The sequence below is a fragment of the Streptomyces marispadix genome (assembly GCF_022524345.1).
Classification (GTDB): domain Bacteria; phylum Actinomycetota; class Actinomycetes; order Streptomycetales; family Streptomycetaceae; genus Streptomyces; species Streptomyces marispadix.
On the sequence record NZ_JAKWJU010000002.1, the window covers coordinates 612,839 to 635,399 of the forward strand.

The 22,561-nt window shown below is 70.4% G+C and carries 17 protein-coding genes and 2 pseudogenes; 13 read left to right on the top strand and 6 right to left on the bottom strand.

All coding sequences use genetic code 11. The annotated features are described in order from the left end of the window. Positions 1–102 precede the first annotated feature (102 nt). Genes MMA15_RS02650 through MMA15_RS02660 form a run of 3 tightly spaced genes read left to right on the top strand, consistent with a single transcriptional unit; the run spans position 103 to position 7,535 of the window. Positions 103–3,987: an AMP-binding protein gene (locus tag MMA15_RS02650; RefSeq protein ID WP_241057313.1), complete on the top strand. Its 3,885-nt coding sequence runs from the start codon at positions 103–105 to the stop codon at positions 3,985–3,987. A gap of 1 nt (position 3,988) precedes the next feature. Continuing rightward, complete coding sequence (locus MMA15_RS02655; RefSeq protein ID WP_241057314.1) at positions 3,989–6,412, top strand: amino acid adenylation domain-containing protein; 2,424 nt, start codon at positions 3,989–3,991, stop codon at positions 6,410–6,412. Further along, complete coding sequence (locus MMA15_RS02660) at positions 6,405–7,535, top strand: AMP-binding protein (protein WP_241057315.1); 1,131 nt, start codon at positions 6,405–6,407, stop codon at positions 7,533–7,535. The genes MMA15_RS02655 and MMA15_RS02660 overlap by 8 nt, the downstream gene beginning before the upstream one ends. 11 nt (positions 7,536–7,546) lie before the next feature. Here MMA15_RS02660 and MMA15_RS02665 read toward each other — a convergent pair whose 3' ends face one another. After that, the gene (locus tag MMA15_RS02665) at positions 7,547–8,398 is read right to left on the bottom strand and encodes a cupin-like domain-containing protein (protein ID WP_241057316.1); all 852 of its coding nucleotides are present in this window, start codon (positions 8,396–8,398) and stop codon (positions 7,547–7,549) included. A 307-nt stretch (positions 8,399–8,705) separates the two neighbouring features. On the opposite strand from MMA15_RS02665, the gene MMA15_RS02670 reads away from it, so the two are divergent. The 3 genes from MMA15_RS02670 to MMA15_RS02680 all read left to right on the top strand — a co-directional run bounded on the left by MMA15_RS02670 (position 8,706) and on the right by MMA15_RS02680 (position 12,386). Further along, complete coding sequence (locus MMA15_RS02670) at positions 8,706–10,244, top strand: MFS transporter (protein WP_241057317.1); 1,539 nt, start codon at positions 8,706–8,708, stop codon at positions 10,242–10,244. Between the two features lie 855 nt (positions 10,245–11,099). Continuing rightward, positions 11,100–11,693, top strand: coding sequence for a helix-turn-helix transcriptional regulator (locus MMA15_RS02675; protein ID WP_241057318.1), 594 nt, complete (start codon positions 11,100–11,102; stop codon positions 11,691–11,693). 198 nt (positions 11,694–11,891) lie between these two features. Beyond that, the gene (locus MMA15_RS02680) at positions 11,892–12,386 is read left to right on the top strand and encodes a hypothetical protein (protein ID WP_241057319.1); all 495 of its coding nucleotides are present in this window, start codon (positions 11,892–11,894) and stop codon (positions 12,384–12,386) included. 67 nt (positions 12,387–12,453) lie between these two features. Here MMA15_RS02680 and MMA15_RS02685 read toward each other — a convergent pair whose 3' ends face one another. Together MMA15_RS02685 and MMA15_RS02690 are read right to left on the bottom strand one after the other, a co-directional pair. After that, complete coding sequence (locus tag MMA15_RS02685; RefSeq protein ID WP_241057320.1) at positions 12,454–12,951, bottom strand: hypothetical protein; 498 nt, start codon at positions 12,949–12,951, stop codon at positions 12,454–12,456. 14 nt (positions 12,952–12,965) lie between these two features. Next, positions 12,966–14,429, bottom strand: coding sequence for an Nramp family divalent metal transporter (locus MMA15_RS02690; protein WP_241057321.1), 1,464 nt, complete (start codon positions 14,427–14,429; stop codon positions 12,966–12,968). A gap of 170 nt (positions 14,430–14,599) precedes the next feature. On the opposite strand from MMA15_RS02690, the gene MMA15_RS27750 reads away from it, so the two are divergent. Beyond that, a complete protein-coding gene (locus MMA15_RS27750) occupies positions 14,600–15,370 on the top strand; it encodes a GntR family transcriptional regulator (RefSeq protein ID WP_277399996.1) in 771 nt (256 codons plus the stop codon). 133 nt (positions 15,371–15,503) lie between these two features. On the opposite strand, the pseudogene MMA15_RS02705 reads toward MMA15_RS27750, so the two are convergent. Continuing rightward, positions 15,504–16,386: pseudogene (locus MMA15_RS02705) on the bottom strand (Sco1979 family transcriptional regulator). A 296-nt stretch (positions 16,387–16,682) separates the two neighbouring features. Further along, entirely contained in the window at positions 16,683–17,420 is a 738-nt protein-coding gene (locus MMA15_RS02710) for a lysoplasmalogenase (RefSeq protein WP_241057322.1), read from the bottom strand. A gap of 363 nt (positions 17,421–17,783) precedes the next feature. Here MMA15_RS02710 and MMA15_RS02715 point away from each other — a divergent pair, with 363 nt between their 5' ends. From MMA15_RS02715 to MMA15_RS02740, 6 genes and pseudogenes are all read left to right on the top strand, one after another. After that, on the top strand, positions 17,784–17,987 hold the full coding sequence (locus MMA15_RS02715) for a hypothetical protein (protein ID WP_241057323.1): 204 nt from the start codon (positions 17,784–17,786) through the stop codon (positions 17,985–17,987). Positions 17,988–18,257: 270 nt separating this feature from the next. Further along, positions 18,258–18,899 carry a Rab family GTPase gene (locus MMA15_RS02720; protein WP_241057324.1) on the top strand — a complete coding sequence of 214 codons (642 nt, stop codon included), beginning with the start codon at positions 18,258–18,260 and terminating at the stop codon, positions 18,897–18,899. Then, the gene (locus MMA15_RS02725; protein ID WP_241057325.1) at positions 18,896–19,369 is read left to right on the top strand and encodes a hypothetical protein; all 474 of its coding nucleotides are present in this window, start codon (positions 18,896–18,898) and stop codon (positions 19,367–19,369) included. Before MMA15_RS02720 ends, MMA15_RS02725 begins: the two co-directional genes overlap by 4 nt. A gap of 34 nt (positions 19,370–19,403) precedes the next feature. Continuing rightward, a complete protein-coding gene (locus tag MMA15_RS02730; protein ID WP_241057326.1) occupies positions 19,404–20,156 on the top strand; it encodes a hypothetical protein in 753 nt (250 codons plus the stop codon). Between the two features lie 52 nt (positions 20,157–20,208). Next, positions 20,209–20,553, top strand: a complete 345-nt coding sequence (locus tag MMA15_RS02735; RefSeq protein WP_241057327.1) for a MazG-like family protein — start codon at positions 20,209–20,211, stop codon at positions 20,551–20,553. Positions 20,554–20,818: 265 nt separating this feature from the next. Then, a pseudogene (locus MMA15_RS02740) lies at positions 20,819–21,571 on the top strand (IclR family transcriptional regulator); the annotation flags it as partial. 95 nt (positions 21,572–21,666) lie between these two features. On the opposite strand, the gene ddaH reads toward MMA15_RS02740, so the two are convergent. Next, positions 21,667–22,485 carry a dimethylargininase gene (gene ddaH / locus MMA15_RS02745; protein WP_241057328.1) on the bottom strand — a complete coding sequence of 273 codons (819 nt, stop codon included), beginning with the start codon at positions 22,483–22,485 and terminating at the stop codon, positions 21,667–21,669. Between the last annotated feature and the right edge of the window lie 76 nt (positions 22,486–22,561).

The window sequence follows — 22,561 nt, forward strand, 5'->3', positions numbered from 1 at the left end:
CTTGGGCGGTGCCCGTGCCGCCCGCATGATCCTGCCGGGACGCGTACGTGCCGCTTCGACCGCGCGCACGCCGCCAGACCGTCGAGATTGGGGAACAGCGTCATGACTGTCAGCATCCCGTCCGGCACCGGGCTTCCCGCCGGGAGCCTCCTCGACATCCTCCGCGTGCGGACCGAACAGGCGCCTGACGCACCGGCGTTCAGCTTCCCCGCCTTCGACGAGCGGTCGGGTCGCCCCCTGCCCGCCGCGGGTCTCACCCGGCAACAGCTCGACACCAGAGCACGGGCGGTGGCCGCCACGCTTCAGCAGAGCGGCGCACGGGGCGAACGCGTACTGCTGCTGCTGCCGCCCGGACCTGACTTCGTGGCAGGCCAGTTCGGCTGCTACTACGCGGGCGCCTGCGTCGTGGCCTGTGCGCCTCCGAAGGGCGCGCCCGACACCGTGCAGGGTGAGCGCTTCGTTCAGATCGGCCTGGACGCGGGAGTCTCCGCCGTGGTCTGCCAGGCCGGGCGCGGCGGCGAACTCCGCGCCGCCTGGCGGGAGTCGGGTGTGGCGGACGTGCCGTGGATCGAGGTGGACGGTGAGCTGGCCGACCCGGATCTGTGGACCGCGCCGAAGGTCGCGGGCGGCGATCTGGCGCTGATGCAGTACACCTCGGGCTCCACGGGCTCGCCCAAGGGCGTCATGGTCTCCCAGGACAATCTCCTCGAACAGCTCCGTGTCTTCCGCGACTTGGCCGAACTGCCCGACGGCGCCGAGGTCGTGACCTGGATGCCCGTCTACCATGCGCTGGGCATCGCCGGGACCGTCACGATGTCCCAGTTCATCGGCGGACGGTGCACGCTTCTCACGCCGGAGGACTTCGTCGCCGAGCCGTTCCGCTGGCTCAAGGCGATCTCCGAAGCCGACGCCCCGGTCTTCAGTTGCGGCCCCAACTTCGCCTATGACCGCTGCGTCGAGCATGTGACGCCCGAGCAGCGCGAGCAACTCGACCTGAGCCGCTGGCACTCCGCCTTCAACGCCGCGGAGCGCATCCAGGCCCGCACTGTCGAGGAGTTCACCCGTGCCTTCGCCCCGCACGGTTTCCGGCGGGAGGCGTGGTTCCCGGGCTACGGGCTCACCGAGGTGACGCTCGGCATCAGCGGAAGGCGCAGCGCGGACCCGCTGGCCCTGTCCGTCGACGCCGCCGAGCTGGAGCAGGGCCGGGTACGCCCCGTGGAGGCCGGCTCCGGGGCGCGTACCGCCGAACTCGTCGGCTGCGGCCCCGCCCACCCCCGGGTCCGCATGCTCATCGTCGACCCCGCGACGCGCCGCGAGTGCCCCTCGGGCGAGGTGGGCGAGGTGTGGGTCAGCGGCGACGTCGTCAACCAGGGCTACTGGCAGCGCCCCGAACAGACCGAGGAGACCTTCGCCGGTGAACTCGCCGACGGCTCGGGTCCGTTCCTGCGCACCGGGGACCTCGCTTTCCGGCACGACGACGAGATCGTGGTGTGCGGGCGGCTGAAGGAACTCATCATCGTGCGGGGACGCAACATCCACCCGCAGGACGTGGAGGCCGCCGCCCGCCGGGCGCACCCGTCGCTGGCGACGGCACCGGCGGCGGCGTTCTCCGTGGACGCCGAGGAAGGCGAACGCCTCGTACTCGTCCAGGCAGTCGAGGACGCCGGGGATCTCGACCTCGCGGCGCTCGGTGCCCGTATCCGTACGGCCGTCGCCGCCGACGAGGAAGTCGAGCCGCACGCCGTGGTGTTCGTCAAGCCCGACGGGATTCCGATGACGGGCAGCGGCAAGATCCGCCGCACCACCTGCCGCCAGTCGTATCTCGACGGTGAGATCGACGCGCTGCACACCGACGTCAGCCGCCCACGCACCACGGCACCCGGCCCCGCGGCGGAGGAGACTTCGGCCGCCCCGCTGCGGGACATGGCCCTCGCCCTGCCCGACGAGCTGCGCGGCCAGGTGGTGACGGCGGAGGTGCGCCGCCGCATCGCCGCGGCCCTGGGTACGTCGCAGGACGAACTGCCCGCGGACACACCGCTGATCGCGCTCGGCCTGGAGTCGCTGCGCATCGTGGAGCTGCGCTACGCCCTCGGCCGGGACTTCGACGTGTCGCTGCCCATGGCGGACTTCGTCCGAGGCAGCGTCACGGACGTGGTGACGCGGCTGCTGCGGGGACTTCAGGGCGACAGCCCGCAGGGCATCGCCTGGCCCGAGGTGACCGCCGACCCGGCGAACCGGCACGAGCCGTTCCCTCTCACCGAGATCCAGCACGGCTACCTCGTCGGCCGCAGCAGCGCCTACGACCTGGGCGGCTCCTCCATCCACCTCTACACGGAGTACGACTGCGCCGATCTGGACCTGGAGCGGCTGCGCCGGGCACTCGACGCCCTGGTGCGGCGGCAGGAGATGCTCCGTGCCGTGATCTCGGCGGACGGCCGTCAGCGCATCCTGCCCGACGTGGGCGAGGTGCCCGTCACGGTCTACGACTACCAGGGCTGCGAACGGGCCGCGCTCGACGCGCACTTGGCGGAACTCCGGGAGGAACTGGGCCATCAGGTACTGCCGTTGGACCAGTGGCCCATGTTCGACGTACGGGTCACCTGGACCGGCGACCCCGGCAGCACACGGGCCCGTGTGCATGTGAGCCTCGACCTGCTGGTGGCCGATGTCGCGAGCGTCCGGCTGTTCTTCCTGGAACTCGGCGACCTCTACGCCGACCCCGAGGCTCAACTCCCGCCCTTGCAGGTGTCGTTCCGCGACTATGTCATCGCCGCGCAGGCCCTGCGGGACACCGACGCCTACGCCCGCTCCAAGGCGTACTGGCTCGACCGCATCGACACGCTGCCGCCCAACCCCCGGCTCCCCCTCGTGCCAGGCGGTCTCCCCGACGGCGCACGCCCCGAACGCAAACGCCGCCTCAGCAGACTCGACGCCCCGCGCTGGAGCCGCGTGAAGGAGCGTGCCGCCGCACACGGCATCACCCCCTCGGCGGTTCAACTCGCCGCCTACGCCGCCGTGTTGGGGACCTGGAGCCGTAGCGGGCACTTCACCGTCGACGTACCTCTCTTCAACCGGCACCCGCTGCATCCGGACATCGACCGGATCATCGGCGACTTCACGTCGGTGACGCTGCTGGAGGTCGATCTTCGTCCCGGCGGCGGCTTCCTCGCCCTCGCCCGGCGCATCCAGCAGCAGCTCTGGCGGGACCTGGACCACCGCTTCTTCAGCGGAGTCGAGGTGATGCGTGAGATCACCCGCAGCCGCGGCGTCCCCGTCGGCTCCTACGCCGGGATCGTCTTCGCCAGCGCCCGCGAACAGGGCCGCGACCAGGACTTCCAGCAGGGCGAACTCGGGGCGGACTGGCTGGGCGAGACGGTCTACGCGGTCTCCCAGACGCCGCAGGTCCTCCTCGACCACCAGGTCTACGAGGAGCGGGGCGCGCTGTCGTACAAGTGGGACGCCGTCGAGGCGATGTTCCCGCCGGGCGTCATGGACGAGATGTTCGGCGCCTACGACCGGCTCCTGCACGCCCTCGCCGACGGCGAGGACGCATGGGGACCGGACGGCACGGACCTACTTCCGCCCGCGCAGCGGCAGTTGGCGGACGAGGCCAACGACACCGCGGGCGAGTCACCCGACGAGCTGCTGTGCACCGCCGTCGTGGAACAGGCCGTCCGGCACCCCGGCCGTGTCGCCGTGATCGCCTCCGGGGGCTCCCTCACCTACGGCGAGCTGTACCGGCACGCCTGCCGCCTGGGGCGCCGCCTCCGCGAACTCGGCGCGGCTCCCGGCGAGTTGGTCGCGGTGTCGCTTCCCAAGTGCGTGGAGCAGATCACCGCCGTGCTCGCCGTCCATCTCTCCGGCGCCGCCTACACACCGCTCGACCCCGACCTGCCGAAGGAACGCCAGGACAGGCTGCTGGCACACTCCGGCGCACGGCTCGTGCTGACGCCGGCTGGGCGGCTCCGGGCTGGACCGTCCCGGTGACGTGACCGAGGTGCCCGTCGATCTCGACGGCACCGGTGACGACTCCCCGCTCCCCACCGTGCAGCATCCGGACGATCTCGCCTACGTCCTCTACACCTCCGGCTCCACCGGCGAGCCCAAGGGCGTGGCACAGTCGCACCGCTCGGTGCTCAACACCGTCGCGGACTTCGCCGACCGCTGCGCGCTCACCCCCGACGACCGCGCGCTGGGCCTCTCCGCCCTCAGCTTCGACCTGTCCGTGGGGGACCTCTTCGCCACGCTGCGCAGCGGCGGCGCCCTGGTGCTGCCGGAACCCGACGCCCTCAAGGACCCCGGCCGATGGCTGGAGTTGATGGCCGAACACCGCGTCACCGTGTGGAACTCCGTACCCGCGCTGATGCGGATGCTCGTCGAGCACGTAGGAGTCCCGGCGGTGTGGAGCGGCGCCGCGCATCCCGGCCTGGAGGCGCTGCGCGTGGTGTGGTTCTCCGGCGACTGGATTCCGGTCGACCTGCCCGGGCGCGTACGGACGATCGCACCGCACGCACGTGTGGTGGCCTCCGGCGGCCCGACCGAGACGGCGATCTGGTGCGTCGCCCACGAGGTGACCGACGACGACGCCGACCGCGTGTCCATCCCCTACGGCCGCCCGATGCGCAACCACACCATCGACGTCCTCAACGACCGAATGCAGCCGTGCCCCGTGTGGGTGACCGGCGAGATGTACATCGGCGGCAGCGGACTGGCCGACGGCTACTGGCGTGACCCGGAACGCACCGCGGAGTCCTTTGTGACCGACCCCGCCTCCGGGCGCCGCCTGTACCGGTCGGGCGATCTGGGACGCCGGCTCCCGAACGGCGAGATCGAGATTCTCGGCCGTGAGGACTTCCAGGTGAAGATCCGCGGCCACCGCATCGAACTCGGCGAGATCGAGGCGGCGTTGCTGCGCCACGACGACATCCGCTCGGCCGCGGTCACTCCCGTGGGCGAAAGCCACGAGAGCGCACGACTCGCGGCCGTCTACGTCGCCGGCTCCCGCCGGGCCGCGGTGGCGGACGAGGACCGTACCCGTACGGACGGTACGGACGACAAGCCCGCACCCGGCGGTCACGACGTCTACGACGAGGCGCTGGGCGACGTCGTGACGGATCCGATGAAGCGGCTCGAATTCAAGGCGCGCCGCCCCGGCCTGCGTACGGATCTCGAAGGAGACGCACACCCGCTCGCCACCGCGGCCCCGCCCACTACGCAAGAGGAGCCCACGGCGCAGGAGGGACGGTCCGGCGTTCCGCCCCGCCGTAGCCGACGCACCTACGGCGCCGGGCAGTTGAGCCTGTCCGCTCTCGGACGGCTGCTGGAACCGCTGCGCACCGAGGCGGACCCCGGAGGGATGCTGCCGCGCCGCCGCTACGCCTCCGCCGGAGCCCTCTATCCCGTACAGACCTATCTCTACGTCGCCGACGGCCGCGTCGAGGGACTGGCCGGAGGCACCTACTACCACGACCCCGACGGTCACCGGCTGGTGGAGGTGAGGCCCGGAGCGCTGCTCGACGCCGGCATCCACGCTCCCGACAACCAGGAGACGCACCGCAACGCCGCGTTCGCGCTCTTCCTCGTGGCCCGACTCGACGCCATCGAGCCGCTGTACGGAAAGCGGGCCCGGGACTTCAGCGTGCTCGAAGCGGGCCTGATGACCCAGCTTCTGGACAACGCGGCACCCGAGAACGGCATCGGACTCTGCCAGGTCGGCTACTTCCACGACACCGAAGCGCTGCACACGGCACTGGAGTTGGGGCCGTCGGCGGACGTGGTGCACGGGATGCTCGGCGGCGTCCTCACCGAGGAGCCCGAGAGCCGCGAGGGCGGCGAAGGGGGCGAAGGGGGCGCCGAAGTCGCCACCGCCCGGGGGCAGTCGGGCGCGTCGGCCACGCCCCGGGGGCGGCTGGCGGACGAGCTGCCCGGCTATCTCGCCGCCTCGCTGCCCGGCTATATGGTGCCCGCCACCTATGTGGAGGTGCCCGAACTCCCGCTCACGGCAAGGGGGAAGCTGGACCGCGCCGCCCTGCGGCGGCTCGCCGAGGAGGCGGGCAGCGCCGCCACCGCAGCGGAGGAGGGCGCCGGTGGCGACGGCGGCGCGGAGAACGAGACGGAGGCGGCGATCCTCTCCGTCTTCCGTGCCGAACTGGGCGCGAGCGCCGCGATCACGGTCCGCGACCGGTTCTTCGACATGGGTGCCGACTCCGTGGCACTGGTGCGCGTGCACCGGGCGCTTCAGGCGGAGTTGGGCCGGGAGTTCCCGCTGATGACCATGTTCGAGCACTCCACGATCCGGCGCCTCGCCGGCTTCCTGGCCGGGGCGCGGCCCGAACAGGACACCGTGGACGAGGCGTTCGCCCGTGCTCGCCGCAGGTCACGGCGCCGCCGTCCGTCGGGGCGGCATGAGTGAGCCGGTACACGGACCGGGCGCAGCGGCGCCGCGCCTGCCCCCTGGTGCGCCGCTGTGCCGAGTCCCGTTTCTGGCGGCGGAGTTCCACGGCGCGGTGCGGTTCGGCTGCGACGTCCGCTGGCGGGCGGGACGGTCCCTCGTCGACTCGGTCGCGGGCTTCGCCGATGCCGTCGCGCGGCATGCCCGCCGTCTTCGGGCGGCGGGCGTACGGCCCGGCAGCGTCGTAGCGGTGATCAGGCGCAATCACGCAGACCTTCAGGCGCTGCTGTACGCGGCGCTGCACGTCGGGGCCGTCCCTGCGCTGCTGCCGCTGCGGCTGGGACGGGATCGGCTCCTGGACTGCCTGGGCGCGTTGGACCGTCCGCATCTTCTCCTGGACGTCGCTGGTGTGGTGCGGCTGGACGGGGCGGAGGAGGCGGTGCGCAGCCGCTGCGGCAGGGTCTTCACGCTGTCGGTGGTGGACGAGTCGACGCATTGGTGGGCTCCGCCCCTTCCGCACGGCGGTGACGAGGCGCCGCACGGAGGCGGCGGAGCGCCGCACGGCAGCACACCGGAAGACCCGGGCTCCGGCCCCGGCGCCGAGCCCGTCAGCGGCCCCCGCCTCAGCGGCCGTCGTACCGGCTCCGGTCCCTGTCCCGACTCCGGTCCCGGTCCCGGTCCCGACGAGGTCGTCACATACGACCTCCGCGACGGCAGGCTGAGGGCGCTCAGCGGCGGCGAACTGCGGGCACGCGCCGACCAGTCGACGTCGGGCCGCCCCGCAAGGGGGCCCGGCGCCGACGCCGCCCACTTCGACTTCTGCTCCCCCGACGCCTGTGCGACCGTACTCGGGGCCCTTGTGCACGAGGTGCCGTTCCTCGCGCTGACGCGCACCGAGTCGCCCACGCTGGAGGCGTTCCTTCGCGACCACCGTCCGGTCTCGCTGGAGGCTCCGGCCGAAGTCCTCGCCGACTGGGCGCCGTTGGCCGCCGCGCCGACGATGCCGTTCTCCTCGGTGCGCAGATTCGTCGCCAGCGACGGGCCGTTGGACCGGCGGACGGTACGGACGCTGCTCGACGCGTCCGCCGCGCCCCGCCCTTTCTTCGTTCAGCGGGGCGCCGCGGAGGCGCCCGCCGTGCGATGAGAGCGACCTGCTTACGGCCGTACGCCGCCGGAGATGAAGTAGGAGACGACGGGGTCGGCTCCGCCGCCGGAGCGCACATACGCCTCGAAGCGTTCCTGGTGCACCCGGTGGGTGAAGTTCCAGGTGAGGGAGACGCTGTCCTGGAGCGCGATGGCCGTGTGGTACCAGCCCTGCGGGATGAAGATGGCGTCACCGGGCGAGAGGACCTCGTCGAGTACGGGGACGGCATCCCGCCAGCGCGGGAAGCGTGCGTCGTCCGGATCGTCGAGGTCCACCGTGCCGCCCTCTCCGTCGGTGAGCAGCTCACCTGCCTCCGGCGGATACATGATGAAGCGCTTGTCGCCGGTCGCCTGGCACAGACAAGCGTCGCTGGCCCATGGATCGACGTGCAGCCGGGTACGTCCGCCCGTGCCGCAGACGAACAGGCCCCTGGCGGGGAACGGGTCCCTGGTGGCGTCGAGTTGCCCGTCCGCGGGCGGGAAGACGTAGTCGCCCTCGGGCAGCCATGACGGCATCGCCCAGTCGTCGGCCAGTTCCTCGAAGGCGTCGTCGGCGGTGATCGTCTGGTCCTGGCGCTGCCGGGTGAACCAGCGCAGATACGGCGGTATCGAGGTGCCGCCGTCCCGGCCGGTGTGGGTGTCGACGTAGTCGGCGAAGGTGACCAGCTCCTCCAGCTCGAAGAGCGTGTCGAACAGCGGCACTTCGAAGTCGCCGAAGCGTTCCCTGAGCGATGCGAGGTCCCAAGGAGGCGGCACCTTCCAGCCGTTCAGGGCTCCTCTGACCACGACCGGTCTGCCGGGCCGCAGGTGGTTGTCGAGAAAGTCCGTCGCGGTGAGCGAGTCGACCACGTGAGAGCGTGACATGCGCTCCTCCGTCCGTCTTCTTGGCCGAGGGCCCCGTCCCCGGGGGCCCGTTGGACGCCGCTGCGGCACGGTCCCCCGTGCGGCGAAAATCTACGGCGCCGGGCCGCGGTGTCCCGTAGCCGCCGAGGGCGTCTCTTCTTCTTGACCACAGTGCGACCTCCCCGAGCCCCGGACGGCGTGACCGATCGGGCACCCAGTTCGGTCGCTCTTTCGTGACTTTCGCCAAGTCGTGTGCTGAGTACGGTCGTTCGCACGGATCGCCGATCGCCGACCCGACCGCCGCACTCGTCACGTCACGGAGGGACAGTTGGGACATCCGCGGGGCACCGCACGTACCTGGGCGCTCGCGGCGCTGTGCGCGGCCCAGTTCATGTCGATGCTCGACAGCACGGTGGTCAACCTGGCGATGCAGAGCATCCGCGGGGACCTCGACGCCGGCGTATCGGGTCTTCAGTGGGTCGTCGGCGCGTATGTGCTGGCGTTCGCCTGTCTGCTGCTGACCGGTGGCTCGCTCGGCGACCGCTTCGGCCGCAAGCGGATGTTCCTGTCGGGCCTGACGGTCTTCACCGGCGGGTCCCTGCTGTGCGCGGCGGCGCAGACACTGCCGACTCTCGTACTGGGCAGGGTCGTTCAGGGACTCGGCGCGGCCCTGTTCGTGCCGACCACTCTGGCCGTCCTCACCCACCTCTTCCCGGAACCGAAGGAGAGGGCCCGTGCGATCGGCGTCTGGGCGGGCGTCTCCGCGCTGGCGCTGCCCCTCGGCCCGCTGCTCGGCGGCTTCCTGGTGGACGGCTTCGGCTGGCCCAGCGTGTTCCTGGTCAACGGGCCCGTCGGCATTGCCGCGCTGGCCGTCTCGTACCGTGCGCTGCCCGAGACGCCGATGACGCGGCGTCCGGTCGACCTGCCCGGTCAGGTGCTGGGCATCTGCTGGCTGGGCGGTGTGACCTATGCCCTGATCGAGGCGGAGCACGAGGGCTGGGGCTCCCCTCGGATCGCGGCGCTGCTCGCTCTCGCAGTGGTGGCTCTTGCCCTGTTCCTCGTCGTGGAGAAGCGTGCCGCCCAGCCCATGGTCCCCCTCGGGCTGTTCCGCGACGGGCGCTTCGCCGCCTGCAACGGCGTGCTGTTCGCCGTCGCCTTCGGCCTGCTCAGCTCGTTCCTCTTCCTCTCGCTCTTCCTCCAGCAGGTGCAGGAGTACACCCCGGCCGAGGCGGGACTGCGCATGCTGCCGCTGCTGCTGCCCGCTGCCGCCGCCGCTCCCGTGGCGGGACGGCTTGCGGGACGGTACGGCCCTGTGCTGCCGATGACCTGCGGGCTGGTGATGGCGGGCGGCGCGCTGCTGGCCCTGTCCGCCGCGGACGCCACCACGCCCTACGCGCGGTGGTGGCCGGTGCTGGTGCCGCTGGGAGCGGGGGTCGGGATGACGGTGACGCCCACCAACGCGGCGCTGATGGCGAGCGTGGAGCAGGCCAAGGCGGGGATCGCGTCGGCAACTTCCATAGCCAGCCAGCAGGTTGGCAACGTGCTCGGCATCGCGGTCGTCGGCGCCGTGGTCACCATGGGCTTCTCGGCGTCGCTGACGGAACGTGCCGCTCAGCTCGACATGTCCCCCGGGGCCGCGGAGCGGCTGGTGGACGCCGCGGTCGGGAGCAGCCTCGGCGTGGGGCGCTCGGAGCGCGGCGGGCAGGGAGAGACGATCGACAGGGCCTTCGCCGACGGCATCGGCCAGGGGCTCGTGGTCAGCGGCTCCGCCTATCTCTTCGGCGCCGCGCTGACGCTGGCGTTCGTACGTGAGCGCGAGCAGCCGCAGTCGTCCGGGGCGGCGCTCGCCGGGAGCCGGAAGCCGTAGGCCGCAGAGCCGTAAGAGCCGCCGCGTCCGGCTCTCGCGCGAAGCGACGAATTCCATCACGAGCCGACCGGACACTGAGCTGCCCAAACGCCGGGCCAACAATTCACGGCGTACTCGCGAACGACGGAATTCGCATTCCCACGGACTCCAGGTATATACTTTCACGGCCCTCGGAGGAATGACGTACGCAAATTCGACATTCCCCGCGGGCCGCTCAATCGTTGTCTTTGCAATTCGTTCCGCGCAGGGCGCCTCCAATCGAGCCACCTTCCTCGCGCAACACCGCGCCGGACTTGTCGCCCGGTGTTCGCTCCCGCGATTCGACCCCTTGCGGTATTCGAGTCGTATCGGCACGAACAGGAGGAAACTTCCCGGGCAGTTGACACCTTTTGCCAGATCCTTGCCGTAGCCCTCCTTGCGGACGGCCGCTGAAATTACGCGTACCTCCCCGAGGTGCACAAACACTACAACGTGGGAAATTCACGGCCCTTAAATTTGCCTGTGAAAACAATACCCTCACTTGCGCTACTGCCGTACGATGACTCTCGATCGAGGTCGGCTTCGGACGGCACAATTTCATCACACACCAGAAACAGGCCGCTGTACGAAGTCCCGTTCGGAACCTGTTGGCCCGCGACGCGTTCACCTGGAACGGAATCCTGGGGAGTCCGAATGCCTGATACCGGCAAGCAGAGGTACACGCACACGAGCTCTCGATCGGCCAGACCGCGACTGAGAACCGCCGGCGTCCACACGCACGCCGAGACCGAGGAACGCAGCACCGCCGACCCGGGGGGCCTGCGCGTCTTCGTCGTACATCCGCACCAGATGGTCAGGTGCGGGCTTGAAGCGATGATGAGCGATCTGACCCTCGTGGAGAACGTACGTGTCTTCGCCGATGTCGAGACGGCGCGCCGGCGGCTGGGACTCGCACACCCCGATGTGCTCATCTGCCGCGGCGCCGCCACCGACGACGTAAGGGATCTCGCGCTGAGCTGCCAGGAGCAGGGAACGAAGCTGCTGTCGCTGCTGGAGGGCCCGGAGGAGCAGCAACTCGCCCTGGCTTCCGAGGTTCCGGCCGACGGTTTCCTCCTCGCCGCGGACCTCACGGTCGAGTCGCTGGGTGAGTCGCTGACACGGCTGACGAGCGGTGAGATGCCGCTCCCGGCATCGCTGTCCCGCTGGCTGCTCGGGCAGTTGCGGGAGGGCGCCCCGCACCGCTCGGAGCGCTCCTATTCGCTGACGCCCCGTGAGAGCGAGACTCTGCACCTGCTGTCGAAGGGCCTGAGCAACAAGCAGATCGCGAGATCGCTGCACATCTCGCAGCACGGGGCGAAGCGTCACGTCGCCAACGTCATCGCCAAGCTCAACTGCCCCAACCGCACGCTCGCGGTGGCGCTCGCACTGCGCGAGGGCCTGATCGAGGACTCGGGCGACGAGGGCGTCTGAAGGTGGGCCCCTCGCTTGCGGCGAGCGGCGGTCGGTCCGGGGCCGATCGCTCCGCATCGCACGTCCCCCGTGGGTCGTCGATGCGGAGCGGGCCCGCCGCAGTAACGTCCAAGTGGCGTGCGGGCGTGGGGCGTTCACACGGTGCCGTACGGGCATCCGTACGGAGTCGACTCTGCGGTTTGTGAGGCTTTCTGACGCATGCATGAGAACGATCGGCCCCTCTCCCGGCCCGGCACCGGGGTCCGCCGGCCTCCCCTGGCGCTGACCACCGACATACCGGTGCTGGTGATGCTCGTGGCCTGCTGGATGCTGGTGCCGGTGGCGTGGGCGCATCTGGCGACGGGCTTCGCGCTGGCCGCCCTGATCCTCGTTCATCTGTGGACCAGGCGGGGCCTGGTCGCCGGGCTGTTCCGCGGAGACCGGCGCACCAGAGGACACCGCTGGGGCAGGCGGCTGGCGTACGGGCTGTTCTTTCTCGCCGCGATCGCGATGACGGTGTCGGGGGTGATGCGCTGGGCGGGCATGCCGCCGGAGCACACGGCGCACGCGGCCACCAGCACCATGCTGCTGGCCGGCGCCCTCGTGCACCTCTGGGCGAGCAGGCGTGCGCTACGGGCCCGGCTGCGCCGTGACGGCTCGACTTCGGCTACGGCAACGGCGAACCGTCAGCGCAGCTCCGCGACGACCCGCTGACCGGCCGAGGCCGGGTCCCGGCCGCAGGGCGAAGTACCGCCCGCCGGAAGGACGTTCGGGAACGGGGTCACCGCTGTGCGAGGGCCGCCCGCCGGAGGGTCGCGACCGCGCGTCCGTCGCGACGCGCCCGGTACAGCGCGAAGAGCGCGGCGGCGCCCGCGAACACCGCGAGCGGCGGCTCGATCATCAGCAGTGCCCCGCCGAGGAGGACGCCCACCGCGCCGATGACCTGCCACTGCCGAGCGGAGGTGCGGTACCGCTCCAGCGAACGCCGCGCCACGGCCGGGTCCGGCCCGTACGCCGCAGAGCCCGCAGCACCGGCCGCACCGACCGCCGGGCCCGAAGCCGCCGGGGCCCCGACTGCCGTGCCCGGCACCGCCGTTCCGCCTCGGCCGCCTGCCTCGGCCCGCCGCGCTCCCTCGTGCACGGCGAGCCAGAAGTCGACCGCCGCCGCCACCGCGAACACCGCGGCCCACACCGGCTCCCCCTGCGCCGCCCTCGTCCCGGCCAGCCCCACGAACCCCAGGCCGACAGCCACATAGCGCCATTCCACGGGCCGGTTCATGAGACGACCCCGGTTCATGAGACGACCCCCGCGTACGAGAGCATCGCCACGACCCCGCACACGGTGAGGAACACCGACCCGACTGCGACGAGCGTGCGCGTCAGCGGACTCATCCGGTACTCCGCCGGCATGTTGACCTTGTCGACGTAGAGAAGCCCGGCGCCGTAGATGCCGCAGGCGAAGACGCCGCCCACGATCGACGCGGGAGTGATGAGCGCCAGGAAGCTCGCGCCGGTGGCGATCATCAGCAGCGCACCGATGCCCGTCCACGCGTAGACGAAGGGCCTGATGCCACGCTGCCCGCGCGAGCGCACCTTCTCGGAGACGGCGGCGAGGCTTTCGTACGTCGTCCAGGAGTACGCCTCCCACACGGCGTAGACGGTGCCGAAGAGCACCATCACGATGGCGACGATGTAGAAGTACTCGAACACCTGGGCAACGGAGGCGAGGAACTGCGACTGGTACGTCAACACGTCGTTGCCCTCGGGCACTTGGTGCTTCTCGCCGAGGATCGCGGCGCCGTTGATCATGAAGGCGGCGGCGATGACGGCCAGCGCCAGGAACGCGGCCAGCATGTCGAAGAGCGGCGCACGGCTCCAGGCACGCGCCTTCGCCACGTCCTGAGCATCCGTCGACAGCGGTATCCGCTCCCCCGCGTCCATCGCCGCCAGGCGCCGTCCGATCGCGTCGACCTCGTCGTGCCCGAGCATTCCCCACCTCTTCTCGCGCAGCATGCCGGTGTAGCCGATGTAGTCGTACATGCCTCCGCCGAGTCCGCCCATGAAGACCACGAGCTCGACCCAGACCGAAGTGGCGGTGATGTCGGGGTACTTGTCGGCCACGAACGGCGCGTAGTCGAAGCTGCCGGGTATCAGCCCGCGCAGCACGCCGAGCCAGTCGGGCTGCGCGACGAAGACCGCGACGAGCACGAGCACCACCATCAGACCGGCGATCGCGATCTGCACCCGCTCCAGCAGGCTGTAGCCGCCGACCCAGGACAGTACGGCGCCGAAGATCAGGATTCCTACGGCGTATGCGGTGGCGTCGCCGGCGCCCTGCGATTCGAGGAAGTCGCCCAGCGCCACGGCCACTCCGCTCGCCCAGCCGGGGAACGACGCCAGGCAGATCAGCGCGAGCAGTACGGGGAACCAGCCGCGCGGACCGGGCAGCACCTTGGCGAACCGCGTCATCGGGTGCTCGCCGGTGAGCGTGATGTGGCGGTTGGAGGCGTAGACGAGCGCGCCCTTGGCGATCGTCCCCACGACCACGGCCCACAGGACGGTGTAACCGAAGACGGCTCCCTCGCGTGAGGCGAGGATCGATTCGCCGCTTCCGATGGTGAGCGAGGCGATGACCGCGCCGGGGCCGAAGAACTTGAGGACCGTGGCGACGCTGAAGCGTCCCTTCCCCAACTCCGGTGGGGGTTCCGGGAGACGCAGCTCCGAGTCCGCGTTACGACCGATTTCTTCTGTCGTCATGGCAGTCCAGACGATCGGGCTTCGTATATCCTATAGGATACGGCTGGCAGGTCGCGATTATTCGAGCGGGCCCGCTGCGGCGTCAAGGGAGTGGACCGCTCTCGTTCTCGCCGGGTGAGGGCCGACGTCGAATCCGGCAGACTCGGTTCGCAGACTCAGGGGGAGAGACCATGGACGGCCGACCGGTGACGAGAACACCGCAGGGTGCCGAGCAGAGCGCGGCAGGAGCCGCGGAGCGGGCGGCCGCACTGCCCCGGCGGCAGATGCTCACCGACGACGTCCACGAGGCGATCAAGGCACTGATCATGGACCATGCGATCGAGCCGGGCGCCCGCGTCTCGATCGACGGCCTCGCCCGTGAGCTGGGCGTCTCCCCCACCCCCGTACGGGAGGCGCTGGCACGCCTGGAGACGGCCGGCCTCGTCGTCAAGGAACCCCTGCGCGGATACCGGACCACGCCGCTCCTCGACCGTGAACAGCTCGCGGATCTCTATGAGTTCAGGCTGCTGATCGAGCCGTGGGCCGCCGCACGCGCCGCCGAGAAGGCGGACGGGCCCGGCCGGGAGCGCCTCCGTGCGGAGATGGCCGCGTGCGATGCGCCGCGAGAGGCCACCTACGACGCGTACAAGGCGCTCACGGCGCACGACACCCGCTTCCATGTGCTGGTCGCGGAACTGGCGGGCAGCGCGCAGGTGCGGCTCGCCTTCGAGCGCACCCACTGCCACCTCCATATCTTCCGGCTCTACTACGACCGCGGCATAGGGCAGCGGACGCTGGAGGAGCACCGCGTGATCACCGACGCGGTGCTGGCCGGTGATCCGGAGAGGGCCGAGGCGGCGATGCGCACCCATCTGGAGACCGCGTACTACGAGCGGCTGCGGCCGGTCTCGGAGGAACCGGAGAGGGGCGGAGGTTCCGGTACCGGGCGCTCCGGGACTTGAGACCTCGGGGCTCAGGGCTCCAGGGCCTGGGGCTTCGGGCCTTGGGGGCTTACGACTTGGGGGGCTGGGGCTCCCGCACTTACGACTTCGGGGCCTGCCCGCTCCCGGACCCGGGCCTCCCGCGCTCCGGGCGTCATCGCTCGAACTCCTTGCGCAGCCCTGTCAGATACGCGCGGGAGTCGGGTATGTGCTTCGCGGCGAGCTGGGACATCCGGGTGTGCGTCTCCAGATGGGGTACGACGTCGCGGCGCTGGTCGTAGTAGAGCGCGCTGGTCAGACCCACCTCGGTGTAGACGATGTCCTGCAACTCCCGCTCCTTGAACCGGAAGTACGTGAAGTGGCCGCTGGTGCCGGAGTGCGCCCCGGCGGCCAGCGGGAGGATGCGCAAGGTGATGCCGGGGTGGTCCAGCACCTCGATCAGCCTGCTGATCTGGCCGCGCATCACACTCGGCGCTCCCACGAGGCGGCGCAGCGCCGCCTCCTCCAGCACCACCCAGAGCACCGGCGCCTCGGCGGAGTCGAGCATGTCCTGGCGGCGCAGCCGCAGATCGACGCGTTGTTCCAGTGCGTCCTTGGGGTCCTCGGGGAAGCCGGGCGCGTATCACCGCGCGTGCGTATTCGCGGGTCTGCAACAGGCCGGTGACGTAGTGCGGTTCGTAGACGCGCAGCACACAGGCGGAGGTCTCCAGGCTGATGTACGCGCGGAACCAGTCGGGCAGCGCCTCGCGGAACGGGTGCCACCAGCCCGGCTTGTTGGCCTTCTCGATCATGCCCGTGAACTCGCCGGCCTCCGCGGCAGGCACCCCGTAGAGCTCCAGCAGCAGTCTGACGTAGGGCAGTTTGAAGCCCACCTGACCGCTCTCCATGCGGCGCACCGTCAACTGGTTGACGTCGAGGACGCGGGCGGCGTCGCCGAGGCCCAGCCCGCGCTCCTCGCGCAGCTCACGCAGCCGCTTGCCCAGGATTATGCGCAGCACCGTGGGCGCGCTCTGACCGCTCGGCAGCGAGCCGCTCACCGCGCTACCTCCCTGATGGGTGACAAGTGCGTGCGGGGGTACCGCAGTTGAACGGCATGGCTGTGAACTCCAGCCTGATGCCGTCGAGTTGAAAATATCAGGAACTGCTGGGCGCGCTGAAGGGCCAATCACCCATCAAGTACATGTCCGGCAGGGAAGGTTGGGGCCGGTTGTCCTGGACCGGGCCGTGGGTCAGGCGTGCCGTGCGGCTGCTAGGCGGGGCAAGGAACGGGCGGGTCCGAGACCGGTGCCGTTGCCGGTGCCCGAGCCGGTGCCGGAGCCGGTACGCGTCTCGTCTACGAATCGGCCTCGTCGAGCCGGTCGAGCCAGCCCGTGGTGATGAGGTACTGCCCGAGGATGTATCCGGCCATGATCAGCAACTCCTGAGAGGGCACTCGGCGGCCGGACGCCTGAAGCCCGATCAGCAGATCCGAACCGACGAAGGCGGCAGCACCGGCCGCGACCCGGCCGCCGACTCCCAGGGCAGCCGCGCCCATCACGGTCAGGGCGAGGCTGTAGCCCGCGACGGGCAGCCGCAGCCGCTTCTCCATCGACGGGGCGAGCACCGCGTTCGCGGCGGCCCAGCCCGCGAGGCAGCCCGCCGCGGTCCAGGGCCTGCGCCGCAGGCCGCGCAGCGCGCCGAGCCGTGCGTAGCCCGCGGTGTAGCTGACCTGGGTGCCGAGGAAGGCGGCCATGCCGAGGAGAAAGGCCGGTTCGTGCTCGTCGAGGAGGAGCGCGGTGTCTCCGGCCGTCGCGCACGCCAGCCCCGCCATGAGCGTCGCCGGGACGGGCGTCCGCTCGTCGGCACGGCGGCGCAGAGCGTACGAGGCGAGCGCGGGCATCAGCAGAGGCTTGGCGGCGCGGCGCGGTCCGCGCGTACGGTCGCCCGCGACGGCTACGAGATCCGCGGCGGCGAGGGCGCCGAAGGCGACGAGGGCACCACGGCCGTGGCCGTCGGGCCTGGTGGCTCGCGCGGCGGCCTCCGCTGCCGCCCTGCGGATTCTTCGTCCCGTCGAGCGTCTCGTGATCATCATGGCGGGCAGTCTTGCCGGAGCCCCGCGACCGGTCAACACGGCCGCCGCGGGCAGCGACAAGGGCGCCGCCGAACCGGGACGGTGCCCGGCCGAGAGCTCGCGGAGCCGGAAGGGACGCACCTGCGGGGCATTCGGTCGAAGGGGGCGAGTGGCGCGGACGGGCCGTGGGAGCGCGTTCCTACGGTCGTCGTGATGGGCCGGATAGGCCGTGCCCCGTCCATGGATCGGAGCGCAGATGACCACTCATCCCCCGTGCAGGCCCGCGAACGCCCCGCTGCTGATCCCACTGCCGCCCACGCCGCCCCCCGCACCGCCTTCCGTACTGCTTCCCGCACCGCTTCCCGTACTGCCGGGGAGGAGCGGATGACGCCGCCGATCGTCGTGCACCCGCCGACCCCCGGGGGCGGGCGCCGAGTCACCGCGCACACCGAGCAGTTGGGCATCGCGTTCCGTCCCGAGGACGTCAGCGAGTTCCTGAGGAACGCGGGCCTGAGCGAAGACGAGATCCAGCTCGACGACCCGAACCTCATCGAGTGGCGCGGGGGCGGAATCGACGTCTGGGAGTAGGCGGGGCGCGGGCGCCGCGCCCGCGTCCCGTTTCGTTCCGTCCCGTCCCCGTACGCTGCCGGGCGGTCGCGAGTGCGCGCGGCCGGGCAGGCGAGGGGAGCGACCGTGCGCTGACCCACAGCGAGGCCGTCGCAGATCTGGCTGTGTGACCAGGCTGAGGTTTTCGGCCTGTTGTCCCCGGCCCGCATGGCACCTGCTGGACTGTCCGGGCTTGACGCAGGTTGAACGGTCGTCCTGACTGGCCCTCAGCCCGTGCGGCACAATCGGCACATGTCCCGTTCCATAGATCACTTAGTAGCGTTTGTGTCCCGCCGGAATCTGCATTACGTGGCGGTCTTCGGAGCAGAGGCTGTAGGGAAGACCACCCTCCTGCGCTTCTGGCGCGGTCAATGGAACGACGATCGGCCATACAGCGCCACACAGGTCGAAGAGAATCTAGGGACTGCCAAGACCAAGGTGAATGGTCGTCGACTGATGCTGCCTTCCCTGGTCGACCTGAGTGGTGATGAAACCGCGCACGAACAATGGAGGACACAGGCCCAAAAGGCCGACACCTGCATTTATTTGATCAATGCCGAGCATTTGTGCCAGTTCGAGCGGACCGGTCAGGCCACCGAGGCCTGGCAGCGTATCGAGGATGACGCCGGCCAGATTGGGCGCTGGCTCCAGAAAGCCTCGGAGCAGGAGGGCGGAAAGCGTTCGTTGTGCATCTTGGCGGTCACTCACCGGGACCTGGACGAGAGGTACAACCCGCCTGACGAGCAGGCATACCTCAAGCTTGTGCGCAGCCAATTAGAGCTGATCATCAACAAGCTCGGTGGCAATGGGAGGGTGAGAACCGTGGCTGGCAGTCTGGACACCAAGGAAAACGCCCGACAACTCACCGTCCGCATCCTGGAGCAGTTGCCGTGATCAAGATCAATGAGGGGCTGGCAGCGCTCTACGTTTCCCAAGAACCCGGGGTTCCCGGCTTTCTGTGGTGGCAAGGGGAGGTGGTACCCGAAAGCGACTTTCAGACGCGATATGACATGCATCAACTGTTCGCGGAGATCGTCCAGAGCTCTCGCTGCGACCGCCGGTTCAGCGGGGTCCGATACGCCCGAAACCATCGGAGGCTTCTGGTGGAGACGAATTTGAAGGGGTTCGACAGCGCGGTGGAACGCCCTCTGTTGGCGACTATGGTCATCGGTTTGCGGAAGGGCGCCGACCGGCTGGCAGGGGCCACCGACGACGCGGCTTTGGTGTTGCGCGACAACGACATCCCGCTTCCTGAGGTGCCGCTTCCGTACGCCCTCGGCCAAGCCGAGTGGAAGTCCAGGAACCCCTTCGATCGGCTCGTCGGGTGGGCGCGCGGCCAAGGCCCGCCGCGTCTCCCTGCCTAGGCGGGGTCACACGAGAAGGCAGGAGAGGAGAACCATGAGGCAGACCCCAGAGCTCAAACCGCGTCTTGTAGTCCTTGACCGAGACGACGAGATTCAGGCACGGCGTGACAACCCCGAGCTGCTCGCCGATAAGGACACCACTGTGGTCCCCCTGCCTCTCCGGCACCCTTATAGCGGCCTGGAGGAACTGCAACGGCTGGGCCCGGCCTTGCGGGAGGGGGCGGTTTTCGTACGCAATCCCTTTGACCAGAACCACTACACAGAGGTGAGCGACGCCTACGCGAGCATCGCCAAGGCGAAGTTCTATGCGTTCTCGCGCGTCTGCCAGCTCCTTGGAGCCGTCAGACTGGAAGTACTTGAGCTGCGCGAGTTGTCCGAGACCGGAGAACGGGCCGCCAGCGTCAAGATGTCAGCCGGTTCGGTCAGCGGTGGGCTCACCAAAGGAGCCAAGCAGCTTAAGGAGGTGGCCGAGAAGTTATTCGGCAGTTGGACCTGGGAAACTGGAGAGCCTGATCAGGAACTGGCAGAGCAAATGGCCATGAAAAGCGGGCTGCACACGGACATAACAGTCAACTCGCTTCTCGAGCAGCGCAGATACCGCACCAATCCTCTGAAAAGTCACGAGTTGCTTCTGGACATCTCCTCCGAGGCTCAGAAAGAGATCACGTTCGCTGCGGACCTGAATGCTCTCCTCGGGGGATTCATCAAGCCCAAGTTCGAGGCAAAGATGAATAGCCTCAAAGGACAGATGCACAATCTTCAATTGGAACTGTCGGTGGATTTCTGAGCAGGGCGGTCCTCGGGCGCGGCGGCGGCCGGGCAGGCGAGGGGAGTGACCGATGACGCCCGACCAGTGGGCCACGATCCGGCGGCTCGTGGACTGGCTGGACGCCGCCAACGGCGACGGCGAGCAGGAGACCGCGATGCGGCTGATGAAGCTCGCGGAGGAGTCGGGCGAGGTGATGCAGGCGTATATCGGTGCCATGGGGCAGAACCCGCGCAAGGGCCGTACCCACACCCCGGACGACGTCGCCGCCGAGCTGTGCGATGTCATCCTGACCGCCGCGGTCGCGCTGCACCGCTTCACGGACGACCCGGCGGGCGCACTCGATGCGAAGATCCGCGAGGTGGCCCGGCGTTCCCTGCCGCCGGGGCCGCGTACCGCCCGGGACGAGCGGAAGTAGCGGCCGATGGCAGCGGCCGGGTCCGCTCTTACGTAAAACGAGCAGGGCCGTAGGGCTCGGAGGAGCGGAGGGCCCACAGCGCGGCCGAACCGCGGCCGGGACGATGACCGGGGCGACGGCCGAACCGCGGCCGGGACAAGGGCGGGGACGACGACCGGGACGGCTCGCCGCCGCATGCCCCCGCAGTCGCCCGCGTTGACGGACGAGTCCCGCCTGTCTAGCTTTCGCCGAGACGGCCCGCCCGTTTCGTCCGAAGGAGAGCCACATGCGCCAGGGGAACCCGACGGCAGCGGGCACCGGCTCGGCGACGGGCTCGGTCACGGGCAGGGCGCTGCGCGTGCTGGAGGCGTTCTCGCCAGCGGCGCCGGTGCTGACGCTCACGGAGATGTCCCGGATTACGGGGCTGCCGCTCACCACCACACACCGCCTGGTCGGCGAACTGGCCGGGTGGGGCGCCCTGGAGCGCGACCCGGGCGGCGGCTACCGCATCGGGCTGCGCCTGTGGGAGATCGCCGCGCTCGCACCGCGCGGCCTGGGCCTGCGCGAGGTCGCCCTCCCCCATCTGTCCGACCTGGCACGAGTCACCGGGGAGAACGTACAACTCGCGGTGCGCGAAGGGCTGTCGGTGGTCTACGTGGAGCGGCTGGCCGGATGCGCCTCGGTGCCGGTGCTCACCCGCGTCGGCGGCCGTTTCGCGCTCACGCCGACCAGCGTCGGCCGCGTACTGCTGGCACACGCGCCCGCGGACGTACAGGAGCGTGCGCTGGCGCAGCAGCCGGTGCGCTACACCGAGCGGACCGAGTGCGATCCGGTGAGGCTGCGGCAGGCGCTCGCCGAGGTGCGGCAGACCGGGGTCGCGGTGTGCGAGCGGCAGGTCACGATGGACAGCGTCTCGGTGGCAGCGCCCGTGACCGGGCCGGGTGCCCGCCCCGGCGAGGTCGTCGCGGCGGTCTCGGTGGTCGCGCATGTGGAGACGGTCCCGGCGCACACACTGATTCCGCTGGTGCAGGTCGCCGCGGCCGGGATCTCACGTGCGCTCGGCGCACCTCACACGCCTCACGCACCTCACACGGCCCACGCGCCTCACTCTCCCCGGCAGGCTGCTCGGGCCCCTCACTCGGAGCCGGAACCTCGCGCCGCCGACTGCCCGCCGGGCGCGGGCAGTTCACGCAGCCGTACCGACAGGCAGGTCACGCAGCCCTCCAGCTTCTCGAACTCGCCGATGTCGACCAGGACCGGCTCATAGCCCAGCGACGCCAGGAGTTCCGCGCTGCGCGGCGCGCTCGACGCCATCAGCAACCGCTCGCCGCCGAGCAGCACGACGTGGGCGCCCGGCTCCTCCGGCACACCGCGGAACCGGGGGAAGTACGAAGGGTCCGGAGCGAGCGGCGCATGACCGATGACCGTGCCGTCGGGCAGCGCGGTGACGGCGGACTTCAGATGAAGCACCTCCGTGACGGGCACGGGCACCACCCGGGCCCCCGACGGCTCGAAGGCGGCGCGCAGTTGGCGGACGCCCTCGTCATTGGTGCGTCCCCCGGTCCCCACGTACACGGTGCCGCCGCTCTTGAGCACGTCGCCGCCGTCGAGGGTGCCGGGGGCCTCGACGCGGTGGACGGCGTAGCCGAGCGCACGCACCGTCTCCTCGACGGCCTGTGTCTCGGGCCGCCGGGAGGGCGCTCCCGGGCGGCAGATCAGCGCCCTGCCGCCCAGCACGACCACGGCGTCCTCCACGAACACGCTGTCGGGGCAGCCCTCTTCGGGCGCCACCTCGACCGTCTGCCAGCCGTTGTCCCGCAACGCCCTTACGTATCCGTCCCATTGGCGCACGGCGAGTTCACGGTCGACCGGCACCCGTTCGACGTGGGTGACCAGACCCTCCGCGAGGCGTGACGCGGGCGGTCTCACCAGGGCCTTCGGCTGCGTCTGCACGGCATGCCCTCTCTCGTCGTGCGGGATGTACGGGTCTCGTCGTACGGGATGTCTCGTCGGAGTACGGGTGAACCGG